This window comes from Streptomyces sp. NPDC096176 (assembly GCF_044763255.1).
In the GTDB taxonomy this organism is placed as follows: domain Bacteria; phylum Actinomycetota; class Actinomycetes; order Streptomycetales; family Streptomycetaceae; genus Streptomyces.
In genome coordinates this window covers 99,566-114,824 of the sequence record NZ_JBIWFV010000015.1, presented here as the reverse complement: position 1 = coordinate 114,824, position 15,259 = coordinate 99,566, and the positions used below count along the sequence as shown (strand labels likewise).

At 70.6% G+C, this 15,259-nt stretch carries 16 protein-coding genes and 2 pseudogenes; 5 read left to right on the top strand and 13 right to left on the bottom strand.

Going from position 1 to position 15,259, the window contains the following annotated elements; all coding sequences use genetic code 11:
* The first annotated feature begins 43 nt into the window (after positions 1–43).
* Positions 44–1,465: a hypothetical protein gene (locus tag ACIQ7Q_RS30945; protein WP_403869371.1), complete on the top strand. Its 1,422-nt coding sequence runs from the start codon at positions 44–46 to the stop codon at positions 1,463–1,465.
* Between the two features lie 201 nt (positions 1,466–1,666).
* On the opposite strand, the pseudogene ACIQ7Q_RS30940 reads toward ACIQ7Q_RS30945, so the two are convergent.
* From ACIQ7Q_RS30940 to ACIQ7Q_RS30915, 6 genes and pseudogenes are all read right to left on the bottom strand, one after another.
* Positions 1,667–1,807 (bottom strand): annotated as a pseudogene (locus ACIQ7Q_RS30940) (LexA family protein); the annotation flags it as partial.
* Between the two features lie 339 nt (positions 1,808–2,146).
* Positions 2,147–3,037, bottom strand: a complete 891-nt coding sequence (locus tag ACIQ7Q_RS30935; RefSeq protein WP_403869368.1) for a hypothetical protein — start codon at positions 3,035–3,037, stop codon at positions 2,147–2,149.
* A 400-nt stretch (positions 3,038–3,437) separates the two neighbouring features.
* Positions 3,438–4,154: an SDR family oxidoreductase gene (locus ACIQ7Q_RS30930; RefSeq protein ID WP_403869365.1), complete on the bottom strand. Its 717-nt coding sequence runs from the start codon at positions 4,152–4,154 to the stop codon at positions 3,438–3,440.
* 70 nt (positions 4,155–4,224) lie between these two features.
* Complete coding sequence (locus tag ACIQ7Q_RS30925; RefSeq protein ID WP_403869480.1) at positions 4,225–4,548, bottom strand: cytochrome P450; 324 nt, start codon at positions 4,546–4,548, stop codon at positions 4,225–4,227.
* Positions 4,549–4,602: 54 nt separating this feature from the next.
* Positions 4,603–5,338 (bottom strand): annotated as a pseudogene (locus ACIQ7Q_RS30920) (MFS transporter); the annotation flags it as partial.
* Between the two features lie 5 nt (positions 5,339–5,343).
* The gene (locus ACIQ7Q_RS30915; protein ID WP_403869363.1) at positions 5,344–5,475 is read right to left on the bottom strand and encodes a hypothetical protein; all 132 of its coding nucleotides are present in this window, start codon (positions 5,473–5,475) and stop codon (positions 5,344–5,346) included.
* Between the two features lie 95 nt (positions 5,476–5,570).
* On the opposite strand from ACIQ7Q_RS30915, the gene ACIQ7Q_RS30910 reads away from it, so the two are divergent.
* Entirely contained in the window at positions 5,571–6,125 is a 555-nt protein-coding gene (locus ACIQ7Q_RS30910; protein ID WP_403869360.1) for a pyridoxamine 5'-phosphate oxidase family protein, read from the top strand.
* Between the two features lie 175 nt (positions 6,126–6,300).
* On the opposite strand, the gene ACIQ7Q_RS30905 is transcribed toward ACIQ7Q_RS30910, so the two are convergent.
* Together ACIQ7Q_RS30905 and ACIQ7Q_RS30900 are read right to left on the bottom strand one after the other, a co-directional pair.
* On the bottom strand, positions 6,301–6,870 hold the full coding sequence (locus tag ACIQ7Q_RS30905) for a DinB family protein (RefSeq protein WP_403869357.1): 570 nt from the start codon (positions 6,868–6,870) through the stop codon (positions 6,301–6,303).
* Between the two features lie 115 nt (positions 6,871–6,985).
* Positions 6,986–7,666 (bottom strand): TetR/AcrR family transcriptional regulator C-terminal domain-containing protein, encoded by a 681-nt coding sequence (locus tag ACIQ7Q_RS30900; protein ID WP_403869354.1) that lies wholly within the window; start codon positions 7,664–7,666, stop codon positions 6,986–6,988.
* Between the two features lie 99 nt (positions 7,667–7,765).
* On the opposite strand from ACIQ7Q_RS30900, the gene ACIQ7Q_RS30895 reads away from it, so the two are divergent.
* Entirely contained in the window at positions 7,766–8,506 is a 741-nt protein-coding gene (locus ACIQ7Q_RS30895; protein ID WP_403869352.1) for an NAD(P)-dependent oxidoreductase, read from the top strand.
* A 135-nt stretch (positions 8,507–8,641) separates the two neighbouring features.
* Here the strand turns inward: ACIQ7Q_RS30895 and ACIQ7Q_RS30890 are convergent, their stop codons facing one another.
* A complete protein-coding gene (locus tag ACIQ7Q_RS30890; protein WP_403869349.1) occupies positions 8,642–9,706 on the bottom strand; it encodes an alpha/beta hydrolase family protein in 1,065 nt (354 codons plus the stop codon).
* Between the two features lie 106 nt (positions 9,707–9,812).
* Here ACIQ7Q_RS30890 and ACIQ7Q_RS30885 point away from each other — a divergent pair, with 106 nt between their 5' ends.
* Positions 9,813–10,457 carry a GNAT family N-acetyltransferase gene (locus ACIQ7Q_RS30885; protein WP_403869346.1) on the top strand — a complete coding sequence of 215 codons (645 nt, stop codon included), beginning with the start codon at positions 9,813–9,815 and terminating at the stop codon, positions 10,455–10,457.
* Positions 10,454–11,320 (top strand): PaaX family transcriptional regulator C-terminal domain-containing protein, encoded by an 867-nt coding sequence (locus ACIQ7Q_RS30880; protein WP_403869343.1) that lies wholly within the window; start codon positions 10,454–10,456, stop codon positions 11,318–11,320. The genes ACIQ7Q_RS30885 and ACIQ7Q_RS30880 overlap by 4 nt, the downstream gene beginning before the upstream one ends.
* Before the next feature lie 49 nt (positions 11,321–11,369).
* Here the strand turns inward: ACIQ7Q_RS30880 and ACIQ7Q_RS30875 are convergent, their stop codons facing one another.
* From ACIQ7Q_RS30875 to ACIQ7Q_RS30860, 4 genes are all read right to left on the bottom strand, one after another.
* Positions 11,370–11,999 (bottom strand): class F sortase, encoded by a 630-nt coding sequence (locus ACIQ7Q_RS30875; protein ID WP_403869341.1) that lies wholly within the window; start codon positions 11,997–11,999, stop codon positions 11,370–11,372.
* A gap of 81 nt (positions 12,000–12,080) precedes the next feature.
* Entirely contained in the window at positions 12,081–12,422 is a 342-nt protein-coding gene (locus ACIQ7Q_RS30870; RefSeq protein ID WP_403869338.1) for a sortase-dependent protein, read from the bottom strand.
* Positions 12,423–12,525: 103 nt separating this feature from the next.
* Complete coding sequence (locus tag ACIQ7Q_RS30865) at positions 12,526–14,505, bottom strand: sensor histidine kinase (RefSeq protein ID WP_403869335.1); 1,980 nt, start codon at positions 14,503–14,505, stop codon at positions 12,526–12,528.
* 28 nt (positions 14,506–14,533) lie between these two features.
* Complete coding sequence (locus tag ACIQ7Q_RS30860; protein WP_403869477.1) at positions 14,534–15,238, bottom strand: response regulator transcription factor; 705 nt, start codon at positions 15,236–15,238, stop codon at positions 14,534–14,536.
* Positions 15,239–15,259: the final 21 nt, after the last annotated feature.

The following is a 15,259-nucleotide window of genomic DNA, read 5'->3' as shown; positions in this document are numbered from 1 at the left end:
GGCAGCCGAGAAGCCCTTATCCGACCGGACTACGCAGGATGCAGTGGTGGTGGTTCCCGGCATCATGGGCAGCGAACTGAGAGACGCCGCCACCGGCAAGCATCTCTGGGGACTCGCCACATCCTCCTGGTACGTAAAGGCCTGGACACACCCCGAGGGCCTGAAGGCTCTGCACCTGACCGATGACGAACTCGAAGGAAAGACCGGCCGTATCCGGGCCACTGGGTTGCTCACATCGACGGCTTGGACACCCCACTTGCGTGGAGCCGAGCCCTACACCGATCTCATAGCCCGGATCGAGAAGTGCGTTGCCCACAAGGCCGCCATCCTGGCCTTCGCTTACGACTGGCGACTTCCCGTAGCCACCAACGCCCGGCTCCTCGCCGACGCCGCGCGCCGCCACCTCTCCGCCTGGCGGGAACATCCAGCGCACATCAAGGCATGTGCGCACCGGGTTGACCAGCGCCCCGCCCGCCTCGTTTTCGTCGCTCATTCCATGGGGGGCCTTGTCACCCGAGGTGCTCTGAACGGCCCCTTCGACAGCAATCTCAAGGACGACACCCGCGGTGTCATCACACTCGGCACCCCGTTCCACGGGGCCGTGAAGGCCGCAGTCATCCTCAACACCGGCCGTGAAGCCCCTGTACCCCTTCCGCGTCACAAGCTCCGCTCCCTGTGCGCCACCATGCCGGGACTGCACGACCTCCTGCCCCAGTACAGGTGCGTCCGGGACGGCGACGACATCCGGCACCTGACCCCCAGCGACGTCAGCGCACTCGGCGGGAGTGCCGAACTGGCGCAGAACGCACTCGACTTCCATAAGAGCCAGAGCCACACCGACCTGCCCGACCACCGATCGGTCGTCGGCATCAGCCATCCCACCTGGCAGAACCTCAGCATGGACAGCGGCACCGTCACGCCTCACTTCGACGGAGGCAGGCAGAACACCGACGGGTCCTTCATCCGGGACAGGCACAACAGACTGCGTTACTTCGCAGTGCACGGGGACGAGACCGTCTACCAGGAATCTGCCGAGGTCACCGAACTGGTAACCCCCCTTCCGTATCAACACGGAGGTCTCGCGAAGGAGGAAAGCGCCCTCGACGCCGTGGAGGAGATCATCCGGCGCGATACGCACATGGGCCCGCCACAGGGCGAGTTCGGCTGCGGCCTCCTCCTTCCCGACGTGGTGGAAGCCGGCGTCCCCTGGAGCCTTCAGGTGACCGAGGTGGACTCTCTCGTGGGCCTCGTCTGCCACATCCGCAACCTCGACGACCCCACCGACGCACAGAACCCCGCCCTCGGCTGGATGGACGGCGCCATCGGCACTCAGGTCGTGGTGCCCGCGCCCGGGCTGTACCGAGTGGAAATCAGCACACTCGACGGGTTCACCATCAGCCAGGTCGTGATGGCCACAGAACCAGAACTCACCCTGTCCGAGTCCGATAGCCGGCATGCCCCATGAACCAGTCAGTGGCCTGATCCGACACGGAAGACCTGGTTGCGCGCACCACAAGGCTTGAGAACGGATCCGGCGACTGCTGCCGGATCCGCCGTGTGGTGGTCGACGGGCCGCCTCAGACACGGGCAGCGGCCCGCCCCGGCCGCCGTCAGACCGCGCCGCACCCCCACCCCCGGTCAACGAAGGTGCTGCGCACACGCATCACTCGCGGCGCAGGCGCTTGACGGTGGCCTCGCCGTCCAGGAGCGCGGCGACGACGTCCCCGTGGTCGGCGAAGTCCTGGCGTCGGACGGTGACGATGTCGCCGTCGCAGATGGCGGCCTCGATCATGCTGTCGCCGACGACTGTGTGATCGACTCGCCCGCAAGGCCTTCGGGAACAACGCCTCCGACCGACAACGCGCGACCGAGATCTACAGCCGTTTCAGGACGCTGGCAGACGCCTACGGCGAACGCCTTCAACTGATCATCGCCGACAACGACCCTCCACCGATCACCAGTGATTCCTTCGGCAAGGTGGAGTTCGACTACGAGAACCCATGGTGCCCGGCGTCGACCATCCCGGTCCCGATCACGTCGTCCGCATCGAGAACCAATCGGAGAGCTAGCCGGTCCCCCGGCGGCGGCCGCCCCGGATTTCGTGTTTCCGCCTCAACAGCCGCCGTACCCAAGCGAGACAGCGAGGCTAAGCGCCGCAGCCGGGAGCCTCCTCAGGTTTGGCGTTCCATGGCTCCGGACTGACCATGCGTACAGAGGTCAAGGACTGCTCCCAGCCCGCGGACCGGCGGAGCGGGCCTCCGCCGGCGCGTATCCACGTCCTTCCCTCGGAGTCCATGAACTCCAGTCGCAGTCGATCGAGATCGACGTCGTTGACCGTCACACGCGGCACTGCCTCCGACATGGACATCTCGAGCAGAGCCGGTGGAATGTCGATCTTCTGACAAGGCGGCACGGCCTGCAGGTCCCACCAGACGCTCGGCTGCTCCAGCGACAGGCGCATGGCGATGACGCGGTTGCTGCCATTGAGCACGGTGATCATCGTCGGCGTCCGGTAGAAGGACACCATCTTCGCGTCCACCTGCTCGGCCTCCTCGGTGGTCCTCAACTCCGCCCGGATACCGAGGACCAGACCGCCGAGTGCCGCGAGGACGGTGAGAGCGGCCGTCACGGCCCGTCCTGTCTGGACGAGAGCGGACTCGGAGGATCCGGCAGAGGGCGTGGGCCGGCCCAGCTCGGGGGAAGGCCGCTGCTGCGCGTCATCGGCGGGCGGCTCGGCCCCACCCCGGCCGGTGTCACGGTCAGCGTCACCGTGATCGGCGGCTGAGCCGGCACCGGTGCCAGCGGCGTCGCCGGCTCCACTGCTCTCGCCCGTGCCGTCGCTCTCGTCGGCGCCCCCGTTGCCGTCGTGTCCCGTGCCCGCGGGCAGCTCCCCGGTGGCTGAGCCACTGTCTGCCCGCGCTCCTCGGATGTCCCGCCCGTCACACTCGGCGCCGGCAGCAGCGAGCGGCCGGGCCCTGGACGCGGCGGCCTCGTCCCCGATCCCTGAGTCGGCGTCTTGGTCGTCTCTTTCAGACATGCCTGATTGCTGTCCCGGCTGTCCGGCGCGCATGCCGACAGGCCAGGAAGGTCTTCGTCCGGCGCCCGAACGATTCGTACACGGCGATGGCGACCGCCGCCCCTCATCCCGCTTTTTTCAGGGCGGCGGCGAGACCCGCGAGGAGGGGGCGTGAGGTGGGTGGCGGCAGGGGCTGGTGCGGGTGGGACGGCGGCGTGGGCGCGGCCGCCGTATGCGGGCCGGCCGAGGTCGTCGTTCCAGGGTCGGCGAGGCAGGCAGGGCGATCACGCCGTACGGCCCTCCCACGCCCGCGGTCAGGGAGTGCGCCCACGAGGAGAGCGAGGGTGCGCCCCGGTTCCCTCCGCTCGGGTGTTCCTGGCCAGGAACAGCCGCGCGGGGTGACGCCGGTTCGGCGGGTGGGTCAGACCGCCTGGCCGACCGGGCGGACGACGACGGAGTTGATGTCGACGCCGGCGGGCTGGCACACGGCCCACACCACCGAGTCGGCGATCTGGTCGGCGGTGAGGTTGATGCCGCCCTGGGGAGCGCCACCCGCGGCGTCCCAGAAGCCGGTCTCCACCCGCCCCGGGGCGACCAGGGTGACGCCGACGCCGTCGGCGGTGACCATGCGGCGGGTGTTCTCGGCGAGACCGGTGACCGCCCACTTGGTGGCGCCGTAGATGTTGCCGGGCGTGTAGACGACTCCTGCGACGCTGCCGATCAGCACGACCCGGCCGCGCGTCTCCTTGAGCGCGGGCAGCGCGTAGTGGATGAGGAGGGCAGGGCCGAGCACGTTGGTGAGGACCATGTCGCGCCACCCGGCCGGGTCGCCGTCGGCGAGCGAGTCGTGCGTGGCGTACCCGGCGTTGGCGACGACCGTGTCGATGCGGCCGTATGCGTCCAGGGTCGCCTGCACGGTGGCCTCGACGGAGGCGTGGTCGCCGGCGTCGCCGGGGAGGGTGAGGAGGGTGCCGGGCTTGGCGTCGGTCTCCTCGGCGAAGCGCTGCAGTCGTTCGGCGTTGCGGCCGGTGACGGCGACGCGGTGCCCCTCGGCGAGAAGCTTGCGGGCGGTGGCCGCGCCGATGCCGCTGGATCCGCCCGTGATGAGGGCTACGGAGGCGGTGGCTTCGTCGGTCATGAAGTGGTGCTCCTGCTCTGCGAGTTCTGAGGTACGGCACATAGTCTGGTGGACGGCAGGGGTCTTCGTGTCAGGCGGTGTTCGCGCGCGGCAGCTTGCCCGCGATGCGGATGGGGAGCCGCTCCGGACCCCGGCTGATGGAACTGTCCGCGACCCAGGTCAGGGTCTCGGGCGGCACCGTGCACGCGAGGTCCGGTATGCGGCGCAGCAATGTCTCGAAGGCGATACGTCCTTCGAGGGCCAGCGGCGCCCCGGCGCAGAAGTGCCGGCCGTGGCCGAAGGTCATGTGACGGTTGGGCGAGCGGGTGATGTCGAAGCGGTCGGGGTCGTCGAAGACGGCGGGGTCGCGGTTGGCGGCGGAGACCGAGAGGTGGAGGAAGCTGCCTTCGGGCACGGTCTGTCCGCCGAGCATGACGTCGCGGGCGGCGGTGCGCAGCGTGCCGCGGTCGACGGCGCAGCCGATGGGGGGCGCGCCGGGGGCCGATGCGTTCGCTCAGTGACTGTCCTGCGGTGGAGGCGAGAAAGACGGAGAACACGACCGCTCCCGTGACGGCGAGGTTGTGCACGTCGAGGGTCCGGGCCGCTTCAGCGGGGGAAGTCTCTTCGGCCGCTCGACGGTCTCGGGAAGGAAGTGGATGATCACGGCGGCGATGGCGACCAACCGATGTGGACCCAGAAGACGAGTTCGAGCGGGCGCACCGCGTACTGGGCGAGGATCCCGGACAGCAGCGGTCCACAGCCGAGACCGCCCATGTTCGCCGCGGTGGCCGCGAAACCGGCACGGGCCCGCTGTCCCGGTCCGGCGAGTTCCATGACCGCGGCGGTCGCCGCTCCGCTGAGCAGTCCGGCCGCGAATCCGGAGAGCAGCCGCCCCGCGAAGAGCAGTGGGAGGCCGGTTTCCAGCAGAAAGCATCCGGCGCTGGCGGCGGACAGGGCCATGGCGCAGAACAGGACGGGCCGGCGCCCGACTTCGTCGGAGTAGTTTCCGCCCACGAGCAGCACCGCGATCACGGCGACGGCGTACACGGCGAAGACCACGGTCACCATCAGCTCGGAGAGGCCGATCTTCTCCTGGTAGAGCCGTACAGCGGCGTGGGCAGGGTCGTGCCGGCCACGCCGATGGTGAACACCAGGGCTGCCGCAGCGTAGCCGGGACGGCGGCCCTCACCTTTGCGGACGATCATGTGGATCACCTTACGAGCGCCGGGGCGCGGGCGGCCGAACGTTGCGGCGTCGCGAGTGCGGCGTCGGGGGTGCGGCCCGTAGTTGTCACGTCGGCGTCCTCGGCCTCCTTGACCACCGCGTGCGCCGCCTTGGCCAAAAACAGGCACTTCAGGGGGCGTGCAGACGGACACGAACGGGTGGTGTCGGTGTGGGCCGACGGTCGTTAGGAGAGGGACGAAAAGGAGATCCGCCATGCCCACAGGACCGGCACACCAACCTACGGCTGAGCTCGACGCCCGCTACAGTTCCGCGCTCAATCCTCGCCCGGGTGCTGCGGGTGTCACCGCCACCGAGTGGGCGGAGGCTCTACGGCACTTGGAGGCCGCCGAGATCTTCTGGGTGTCCACAGTGCGGCCCGACGGTCGGCTGCATGTCACGCCCGTGATCGCCGCGTGGCACGACGGGGCGTTGTACTTCTCCACCGGCCCGGAGGAGCAGAAGGCGAAGAACCTCACTCATGATGCGCACTGCGCCCTGACCACCGGGGGGAATGCGCTGACCGAAGGGTTCGACATCGTCGTCGAGGGCAAGGCGGAGCCGGTTACTGACCCGGCGGTGCTGGAGGACGTGATCGCCGCCCACGAGGCGAAGTACGGGCGGCACATCACCTCGCCCGAGGGCACGTTCCACGGGATCGGGGACACGTTCCGGACAGGGGGCGCGGTGGTGTTCGCGGTGGCGCCGACCACGGCGTACGGCTTCGGTCGGGACAACGGGGTCTACACCCATACGCGGTGGGTGTTCTGAGCGGCGGGGCTCATCTGGGGCCCGGCGCAGCTGCCGGCCCCGATCGCCCCCGCGCCCTGCACGGCAGAACTCGGGGGCCTGATCCGCATGCCGTCCTGAGGCACGGACGCTTTGCCGAACGGCTACGTGGCGGTCCACCGGCCCAGGTCGGTCCGGTAGGCAGGGGTGCCCCTCGTCACTGGCCCACCCTTCCGTCGACGCACTCACGCAGCAGGTCGGCGTGCCCGCAGTGACGGGCGTACTCCTCGATCCGGTGCACCATCAGCTCCCGGATCGAGGTGTTGTCCTTCCCCACCCGCTCACCCGGATCGGGGTGTTCGGCCAGCGCGGCGTCGGTCGCCGCCTGCTCACGTTCCAGATCGGAGTACGCGGCGTCGACCATGGCCTGCTCGGCGACAGCTTCGTCGAAGTCCGCGTCACGCCGGCCGTACAGCTTCGGCAGGGGGTCGCCGTCGGTGATCCAGTTGCGCCAGTCCCGCTCCACCTCGGCGAGGTGCCGGACCAGGCCGAGCAACGACATCGTCGACGGCGGAACGGACCGACGGGCCAGCTGCTCCGCGTCCAGGCCCTCGCACTTCATCCGCAGGGTCATGCGGTAGCCCGTCAGAAAGTCCTGCAGCGTGGCAAGCTCGCCGTCCGGACTGACAGCTTCCTTGTTGCGGGGGTCGTCGTCCGGGTCTGCCCACATGTCGGGGTAGACGGTTGCCCGGGTCCATCGTGCGGGTTGATCACTCATACGGTGCATGGTGATCTGCCACAGCCCTCGTCCGCTACGGAATTGTTCATCCGACGGGTCGCTTTGTGCGAACGCCTCGGTGAACATGCGGGGCCTTGAAGCGTCGCGGGGCTCGGCGGACGGGTCACAGCCAGGTTTCGCGCTGTTGTTGCAGTCCGTCGAGGATCAGGTCGAGTCCGATGTCGAACTCCGCGGCGTACGTGTAGCCGGGTTTCATGGCGTGGTGGGTGATCATCTCGGTGAGGTGAGGGAACTCGTCGCCGGGCATCTGCTGCAGGATCGAGTCGGCCAGGTCCTCGATGCCGGCGGACGGTTCGAACGGGAGACTCAGCTCCTGCAGGGTGAATCCGTAGATGTAGCTGTCGAGTACGGAGAACGCGTGCGCGGCGCCGGCGATGGTGAAGCCGCCCGCTCGTAGGCAGCCGATGACCGCGTCGTGGTGGCGCAGTGTCGCGGGGCCGGGGTTGCTGCGGGAGTCCATGAGGCCGATCGCCCACGGGTGGCGGATCAGCGCGTCGCGCGTCGATACGGCTCGTCGTCGCATCGCCGCCCGCCAGGCGAGGTCCGTGGGCGGACGTTCGATCTCACTGAAAAGGAGGTCGACCATGCCGTCGAGGATCGCTTCCTTGTTACGGACGTGGTGGTAGAGCGACATGGCTTCGACGCCGAGCCGGTCGGCGAGTTTGCGCATCGTGAGCGCGCCGGTGCCCGCCTCGTCCGCGAGCGCGAGCGCCGTGCGCAGGACCATGTCCTTGCTGAGGGTTCGGCGGCGGGGGGCCGGCGTGCGGGCGGGCTCGGTGGCCACGGGCTCCTCCTCGGGTGGACTTCGCAGGTTGACAACCTTACTTCGTAAGGCACACCCTTACAGCGTAAGGACGGGGCGGGAAGAGGGAGGGCGAAGGTCATGGAACAGATCAGCTCGGAGGAGTCCCGAAGAACGGGCCCGCGCAAGAAGATGTGCATCGTGGGTGCGTCCGGGAAGCTCGGGCGGTACATGGTGCGGCACGCACTGGACCGAGGCTACGAAGTGGTGGGCGTGTGCCGGGAGCAGAGCGTCGGCAAGCTCGCCGAGTTCGAGGAGCGGATCACGGTGGTCCCCGCCGCGACCGACGACCGTGCGGCCGTCGCACGGGCGGTGGACGGGTGCCAGGCCGTACTCACGGTGCTGGCCCCGTGGGGGATGAAGCACTACTCCTCCGGCACGGCCCGGGCCGTGCTCGACGCGGCGCCTGCGGGGGCCCGGCTGGTGTTCTCCTGCGGCTGGCACATCACCCGCGACGGGAAGGACGTCTACACGCGGAAGCTCAAGGCGTTCGTGGCCGTTTTCGGGCGGCTGGCCAGACTGGCTCGTGTGGCCGACCTGGACGACCAGGTGCAGGCGTGCCGGAGGATCTTCGCCAGCAACACCGACTGGACGGTCGTCCGCGGCAGCGCCCTGGAGGAGGGCGAGAGCCAGGGCCTGCCGGTATGGAGCCGGCATGTCGGCGACCCGGTCCTCGCGAGCAACCTGACCCGTCGCGTGGACTTCGCGCTCTTCATGGTCGCCGCGGCGGAGGACGACACCCTCGTCCGGAAGGCCCCGGCCATCGTCGGCCGGCTGACCCCGTCGGCCGTCGCCCACGCACGCACGAAGGGTGCGGCGTGATCCGCACTCGGTGAGGCTGCGGGCGCGGTGCCCACCGTTGAACCCCGAATCGCGCCACGGGCGACTGTTGCCCCACCGCTGGGTCCACCGGCGTGCGACGCAGGCGGGCGCCACGGGCGTGAGGCCCCGGGAGCGTCATGGGGTGGCGTTGCCGCCGCGGCCGAGACTGTCGAGGAACTGTCGTTGGCCGTCCAGGAATCCGTCCGCGAAGAGCGAGCGGGGAGCGAAGAGCGCGGTGATCGTGATCTTGAGATCCGACTGTTCGACGGACTGCTTGAGCAGCGAATGGGTCGCGTCCGGGTAGCGCGTGACCGTCAAGGCACCGCCCGCGTCCAGCACCTTGCGGTAGACGCGTTCCGTGTCGGCGGTGTCCACGTTGAGGTCATGGCCCGCGAGGGTCAGCAGCACCGGGACGTGGCGCAGGGCGCGGAGGTCTCGCGTGGCGTCCGCGGTGTGGTTCTTGGAGATGAAGCCCCAGCGATCGGCGGTCATGCCGTCCGCGTCGCCGCCCCTCGCCCTGACGTACTCCTCGAAGGTGGCGCGGCGTTCCAGCAGCCGGCGGGTGGTGTCGCTCCTGGCGATCTCGGCGCGGGTGCGGGCGGCCGACGCGCCGTCGGCGCGCAGCTCGGCGAGGAGGTTGTAGCGGCCTTGCCGGAACCAGTTGATCGCGGGTGAGACGGCGATGACGAAGCCGACGGGCGTCTTGGCGGCGACCTTCGGCAGGACCCAGCCCGCCTGGCTGGCGCCCCAGAGCCCGATCCGGTCGCCGTCGATGTCCGGGCGGGTGCGCGCCCAGGCGATGGCGGCGGCTGCCTCGTCGGCCCGGTCGTCCATGGACTGCTCGAGCCAGTTGCCGGGGGCGCCCGCGACGCCGGGCTTGTCCCAGGACAGGGAGGCGTATCCGGCCTTGGCGTTCGCCTCCCACATGGGCTTGTAACCGTCGTCGTGGGTGGCGCCGATGGGGCCGTCGCCGTGGATGTACACGACCAGGCCGTGGGGTTCGCGGCCGTCCTTGGGGGTGGCCAGTACGCCGCTCAGTACGTGGCCGCCGTGGCGGATCGAGACCCGCTGCTCGTCCATCTCGTAGGAGTTCTGCCACACGACCACACCGGCGAGACCGGTTGCCACGACCAGGACCATGACGAGTGACCACGCGGTGATGCGGAGCCGGCGCCGTCGGGGCCGAATATTCGGACTCATGAGATCTGACCGCCTCTGCTCGGGTTCCCATAAAACTATCATTTCTAGAACGATCGTCGCATGGATGATAGATTTGATCGAGACGACAGCGCGAAGGGGGCACTGCATGGGACTGGACGAGACCGGCGCCGCTACGGGGCCGGTGACGGTCCGGCGGGGCGTTCCGGCCGGAGCCGAGCGGCGGGCGGCCGAGCTGTACTGGGACGCCTTCGGCCGCAAACTCGGCCCCGCCCTGAACCCGCCGGACAAGGCGGTGGCCTTTATCGCCGCCCACCTGAACGCCGATCGGGCGGTGTGCGCGCTCCTCGACGGGCAGCTCATCGGGCTCGCCGGCTACCAGCTCGGCGGCCGGGCCCTCACCGGGGGATCGGCCTCCGCCGTGCTGCGTACGTACGGACACCTGCGAGGACTGCACCGACTCCTGCTCCTCGCCCTGTTCGAACGCCACCCGGCCGCCGGGCAACTCGTCATGGACGGCATCGCGGTGGACCCGGGCCTACGCGGCCACGGCGTCGGGAGCCTGCTCCTCGAGGAAGTGGCCGCCGTCGCGGCGGAGCAGGACTGCCGGGAGATCAGACTGGACGTGATCGACACCAATCCGCGCGCCAGAGCCCTCTACGAGCGGCGTGGCTTTATGGCCGTACGGACCGAGCACACCCCCTACCTGCGCGGGCTGCTGGGGTTCGGCGCGGTGACCAGCATGCGCCGCCCTGTCGAGGCGAACGGACCGAGAGGACTGCGCACACCATGACCGACCGCGTCGAGATCCCCACCCGCATGCTCGTCCACGCGCTGATCCGCGAGGACGGCACCGTCGACGCGGACGAGCTGTACACCGTCGCCAACACCCTGGGCATGAGCGACCAGCAGGTGCGGCTGTGCGTCAAACGCCTCGTGGCCGAAGGCCGGTTCACCCACGAGGGCCGGGGCCGCAAGGCGCAGCTGCACGCGACCCCGGACACCGTACGTGCCCTCGCCCCCAACGCGGACTTCCTCCGGCACGCGTTCGACCAGGACGCGGGGCTCGCGCCCTGGGACGGTGTCTGGCACCTGGCCGCCTTCGCGGTGCCCGAATCGGAGCGCACGTCCCGCGACCTGCTGCGCGAGGCGCTCGTCCGCCTCGGCGGCGCCCCGCTCCAGGGCGGGCTGTACGTGTGCGCCAACGCCTGGGAACCGTACGTCGAGGAAGCGGCCCACCGCCTCGGCGCCCATGGCGGGCTCACCCTCCTCACTTCGACGGATCTGCGCAGGGGCGACACCCGGGAGCCCGCCGAACTCGCCCGCCTGCTGTGGCCGTTGCAGGAGATCGCCGACCGCTACCACCGCCTCGGCCGCTTGGCCCGGCCCCGCCTCGACCGGCTCACGGACACTGCCGGACTCTCCCCGTCCGAACTCCTCACCATCGCGGTGGAGCTGGCCGCCGAACTCACCCGCGCCATGGAGCCCGACCCGCTGCTGCCGCCCGAGCTCCTCCCCCGGCCCTGGCCCGGCGCCGAGGCCCGGGAGATCGTCGCCCGAGGCTGGGCGGCCCTGCACGAACGAGAAGGCGGCGAAGCCCGCCCGGCCCTCTTCCGCCTCTACGCCGACATCACCCGAGGAGCGGCCACGCGCTGACTGAGCGCGGCGCAGGCCGACCGGACCCGCGTCGCGGTGAGCAGCACTGTCAGCGCAGTACGGCGTAGACGATGAGGTTGTCCACCGGGTGGCCTTCGCTGTCGAACCGCCCCGAGCAGGTGATCAGGCGCAGGGCGCGGTCGTCGGTCGCGCCGTAGACCCTGTCGGTGGGGAAGGAGTTCTTGCGGACGGTTTCCTTGGCGGTGACGGTGAAATGGGCGGTACGGCCGGCGGCGTCGCGGACGGCGATGTCCGCGCCCTTGGCGACCTTGGCCAGGTCGTGGAAGACGGCCTTGCCGTAGCGGGTGTCGTTGTGGCCGATGATCACGGCGGGTCCGGGCTCGCCGGGGACGGCTGCTCCGGTGTACCAGCCTGCGGTCATGCCCGTTTCGGCGGGCGGGACCTGGACGGTGCCGTCTTCGTTGAGGCCGAGTCGCATCAGGGCGCTGTCCACGCCGATCGATGCGATGGTCACGCGCGCGGGTCCGGCGGAGTTCGCCGACGTGGGCGGGGGTGCTGAGCCGGTAGGTGGTGGGGTGGCGCGGGTGTCCGGGACGGTCGCCGTCGTGCCGGCGGAGTCGGCAGGGTCGGCCGAGCAGCCGGCCAGGCCGAGGCAGCCGATGGCGGCGACCGCGGCCAAGGGGCGGGCCCACCACGTCTGTTGGTGCGTGTGCGGCATGAACTCTCCAGGTCTCCGGACGTGTTCGGCACGGGGGCGGCGCCGCCCGAAGGCGGCGCCGCTGTGTTCGGGCGTGGGGTGTCAGCCGTTGTTGCGGCGGCGGACCACGAGGGTGACGGTGCCCGCGACCAGGGCGAGACCGGCGGCCGTTCCGGCCAGGGTCACGGCGTTGCTGCCGCCGGTGGCGGTCCCGGCCGGCTGCTCGCCGGCGTCGACGCCGCCGCGCGGTGTCTCCTTCGCCTCCCTGTCCTTCGCCTCGGTCGGCTCGGAGGGTGCGGGGGTCTTCTGGGCAGCCTCGCGGGGCTCGACCGTCGGGGCGGGGCTGGGGCTGGTGTCGGCGAAGGCGGCGGTCGACGACAGGGCAAGCGATCCGGCCGCGACGGTGGCGAGAGCGAGGGCTCGCAGGGACAGACGGTGGGACATGTGGGTGGCTCCGTTCCAGCTGGGTAGGCCTTGCGGCCTTGATGGCACTCGCCATGCTGGCGTGGAGTTGTGAGGAACCTGTCAGAACGCTGTCGTCATCGCATCAGGCTTCACGACTGCTGTCCCCCGGCCCGTCGGCCGGGATCCGCAGGGTGAAGACGGAACCCTTCCCCTCGGTACTCACCGCGTGCACCGTGCCGCCGTGCGCCTCGGCGAGTTTCCGTACGATCGCGAGCCCGAGTCCGCTGCCGCCGGTCCGCCGGCTGCGGGACTTCTCCGCACGCCAGAACCGGTCGAAGACGTGAGGAAGGTCCTCGGGCGACAGTCCTTCGCCGGTGTCGCTCACATCGATCACCACCGTCCCCACTCCCCCGCGGGCGCGCAGGGTGACGCTGCCGCCGGCCGGGGTGTGGCGTACGGCGTTGGAGAGGAGGTTGCCGACCGCTTGGCGCAGCCTGACCGGGTCCGCGGTCAACTCCCCCGGCAGGTCCGCCGGAGCCGGAACCACGGTCAGCGTGACGCCCGCCGTCTCGGCCAGGCCTTGGTGTGCTGCCGCGACCTGGCCGAGGAGGTCGTGGATCCGGACCGGTTCGGGGTGCAGACGCAGCGCGCCGGCGTCCGCTTCCGCCAGGTCCTGGAGGTCGTCGATGATGTGCTGCAACTGGACCGCTTCTTCCAGCAGGGACGAGACGAAGGCGCCGTCGACGTCGGCGACGCCGTCCTGTGCTCCCTCCAGCCAGCCGCGGATGTTGCTCAGCGGGGTGCGCAGTTCGTGGGCGACATCGCTGACCAGCGCCTTGCGTTGTCCTTCCATGCGCGCGCGGTGGGCCGACATGTCGTTGAAGGCGGCGGCCAGCCGCCCGACCTCGTTGACGGCGCCGGCCGGTACCGGGACGGGGGCGGCGTCGGAGTATCCGCCGTCCTTCATGCGCTGTGCCGCGCCGGTGAGCGCGAGCAGCGGGCGTACGACCCGGGCGGCGGCCAGCACGGACGCCCCGACGGTGAGTGCGAGGACGAGCGCGGCGGCGCCGGCGATCCTGGCGGTGTTCGCGGGTGACAGGTCGAAACCGGGGACGGTGGTGGAGTCGGGATCGCCGATGAACAGCAGGGCGGGTGAGGCGACATACGCGCTGAGCTGTTCGCTGCGCGCGGTGGTGACGCAGGACGCCACGGCGCGGTCGTCGGCGTCGCTGCCGGGCCCGGCGGGCGCCGGGGTCTCGGCCTGGGCGGGGGCCACGGTCGGGGCGGGCGCCGGCACGGCGTCCTCGGTGATCCGGGCGAACCGGTCCTCGCCCGGCAGCGCCGCGGCCCTGGGGCTGCGCCAGGAAAGGCCCAGGGTCAGCTTGACGGGTTCGCGGCCCTGTCGGCTCAGGCACGCGTCGGTGAGCTTGTTGAGCGCGGCCAGCGCCTTGGCCTCGGTCGCGGTGGGTTCGTCCAGTTCCTGGGCGACACACGCGGTGGTGGACTGGACGCGTTCGAAGTCGTCACCCAGGACCTCGATGCGCGGACGCCCGCTGGGGCCGGCGACGATGTCCGAGCCGATGCCGTACCCGCGCAGGCAGTCGGCCGTCCGTTCCGCGATCCTCCGCAGTCCGGCGCGTTCGGATTCCGGCAGCCGGAAGGGGCCGACGGCGCGCGGGTCGATGCGGTCCGCGCCGGCCTCGGAACTGTCACCGGACACGGGAGCCAGGGCGGTGTCCGAGGAGAGCGGGTCCACGATCGCGGAGGCCCGGGGCGGCAGTCGCGGTGGCGAAGCCCCGGTTGCGGAGTCGGTGATCGGCTGCCGTTCCTCGGTGGTCAGGGCGACGCGCCTGCCGGTCTGGCGCGCCAGGTCACGTACGGTCGCCTCGACTCCGTCCCACCGGCGATGAGTTGCCGCGTAGCCGAGGAGGGTGTGGTAGATCCGGGCGTCGTCGGTGAGGTTCTGGCCCTGCTCCTGCTTGATGGCGCCGGAGGTGGTCTGCACGGCGAGCCACGCGGTGGCGCCGACCGAGCAGACGGCGACGAGGGCGGAGACGGCGAGCAGCCGGCCGAGGAGGCTCTTGCGGAGCGGCAGCCGCTCGCCTCGTCCCGGGCGGGACACGGCAGGGCCGCGGCGGAACACGCGAGGCCTAGGACGGGACACGGGAGGCGCTCGGGTCGGTCAGTTTGTAGCCGACGCCGAAGACCGTGAGCAGCCGGGCGGGCCGGTGGGGCGCGGCCTCGATCTTCTTGCGCAGGTTCATGATGTGCATGTCGACGGTGCGGAGGCTGATGTAGCGGTCGAAGCCGTGCAGTTGCGCCAGCAGCCGCTGGCGGGTGAACACCCGGTCGGGTTCGGTCGCCATCGCCAGGAGGATGCGGAACTCGCCGGGCGTGCAGTCGACCGGGGTGCCGTCGACGCTCACCTCGTGCCGGTCCGGGTCCACGACGAGGGTGCCCACCGACAGGGCGGAGGGTGCTGCCGCATCGCCCACGACAGCGAGCCGCGGGCGGCGCAGCAGCGTGCGGACCCTGGCCATCAGCTCACGCGGGCTGTACGGCTTGGTCATGTAGTCGTCGGCGCCCAGGTCCAGGCCGAGCAGGAGATCGTCCTCGGTGGAGCGGGCCGTCAGCATGAGCACCGGCAGCTCGCGGGCCTCGGCGCGCAGCACGCGCAGGACATCCAGGCCGTCGGCCCGCGGCATCATCACATCGAGGACGAGCAGGTCGGGTGCGCGGTGACGGACCGATTCGATGGCGGCGCGACCGTCGCGAACGACCGTGACCGTGTGGTCCTCCCGTTCCAGGTAACGGCGGACCAACTCGGCCTGCTTCTCGTCGTCTTCCGCGACCATGACATGTGCGCACACGCGCTC

What these genes read in the sequence shown, in the direction of transcription:
- ACIQ7Q_RS30935 (WP_403869368.1), bottom strand. Translation starts at nt 3,037, where the DNA reads ATGTCTGAAAGAGACGACCAAGACGCCGACTCAGGGATCGGGGACGAG.
- ACIQ7Q_RS30930 (WP_403869365.1), bottom strand. Translation starts at nt 4,154, where the DNA reads ATGACCGACGAAGCCACCGCCTCCGTAGCCCTCATCACGGGCGGATCC.
- ACIQ7Q_RS30910 (WP_403869360.1), top strand. Translation starts at nt 5,571, where the DNA reads ATGCCCACAGGACCGGCACACCAACCTACGGCTGAGCTCGACGCCCGC.
- ACIQ7Q_RS30905 (WP_403869357.1), bottom strand. Translation starts at nt 6,870, where the DNA reads ATGCACCGTATGAGTGATCAACCCGCACGATGGACCCGGGCAACCGTC.
- ACIQ7Q_RS30895 (WP_403869352.1), top strand. Translation starts at nt 7,766, where the DNA reads ATGGAACAGATCAGCTCGGAGGAGTCCCGAAGAACGGGCCCGCGCAAG.
- ACIQ7Q_RS30890 (WP_403869349.1), bottom strand. Translation starts at nt 9,706, where the DNA reads ATGAGTCCGAATATTCGGCCCCGACGGCGCCGGCTCCGCATCACCGCG.
- ACIQ7Q_RS30885 (WP_403869346.1), top strand. Translation starts at nt 9,813, where the DNA reads ATGGGACTGGACGAGACCGGCGCCGCTACGGGGCCGGTGACGGTCCGG.
- ACIQ7Q_RS30880 (WP_403869343.1), top strand. Translation starts at nt 10,454, where the DNA reads ATGACCGACCGCGTCGAGATCCCCACCCGCATGCTCGTCCACGCGCTG.
- ACIQ7Q_RS30875 (WP_403869341.1), bottom strand. Translation starts at nt 11,999, where the DNA reads ATGCCGCACACGCACCAACAGACGTGGTGGGCCCGCCCCTTGGCCGCG.
- ACIQ7Q_RS30870 (WP_403869338.1), bottom strand. Translation starts at nt 12,422, where the DNA reads ATGTCCCACCGTCTGTCCCTGCGAGCCCTCGCTCTCGCCACCGTCGCG.
- ACIQ7Q_RS30860 (WP_403869477.1), bottom strand. Translation starts at nt 15,238, where the DNA reads ATGGTCGCGGAAGACGACGAGAAGCAGGCCGAGTTGGTCCGCCGTTAC.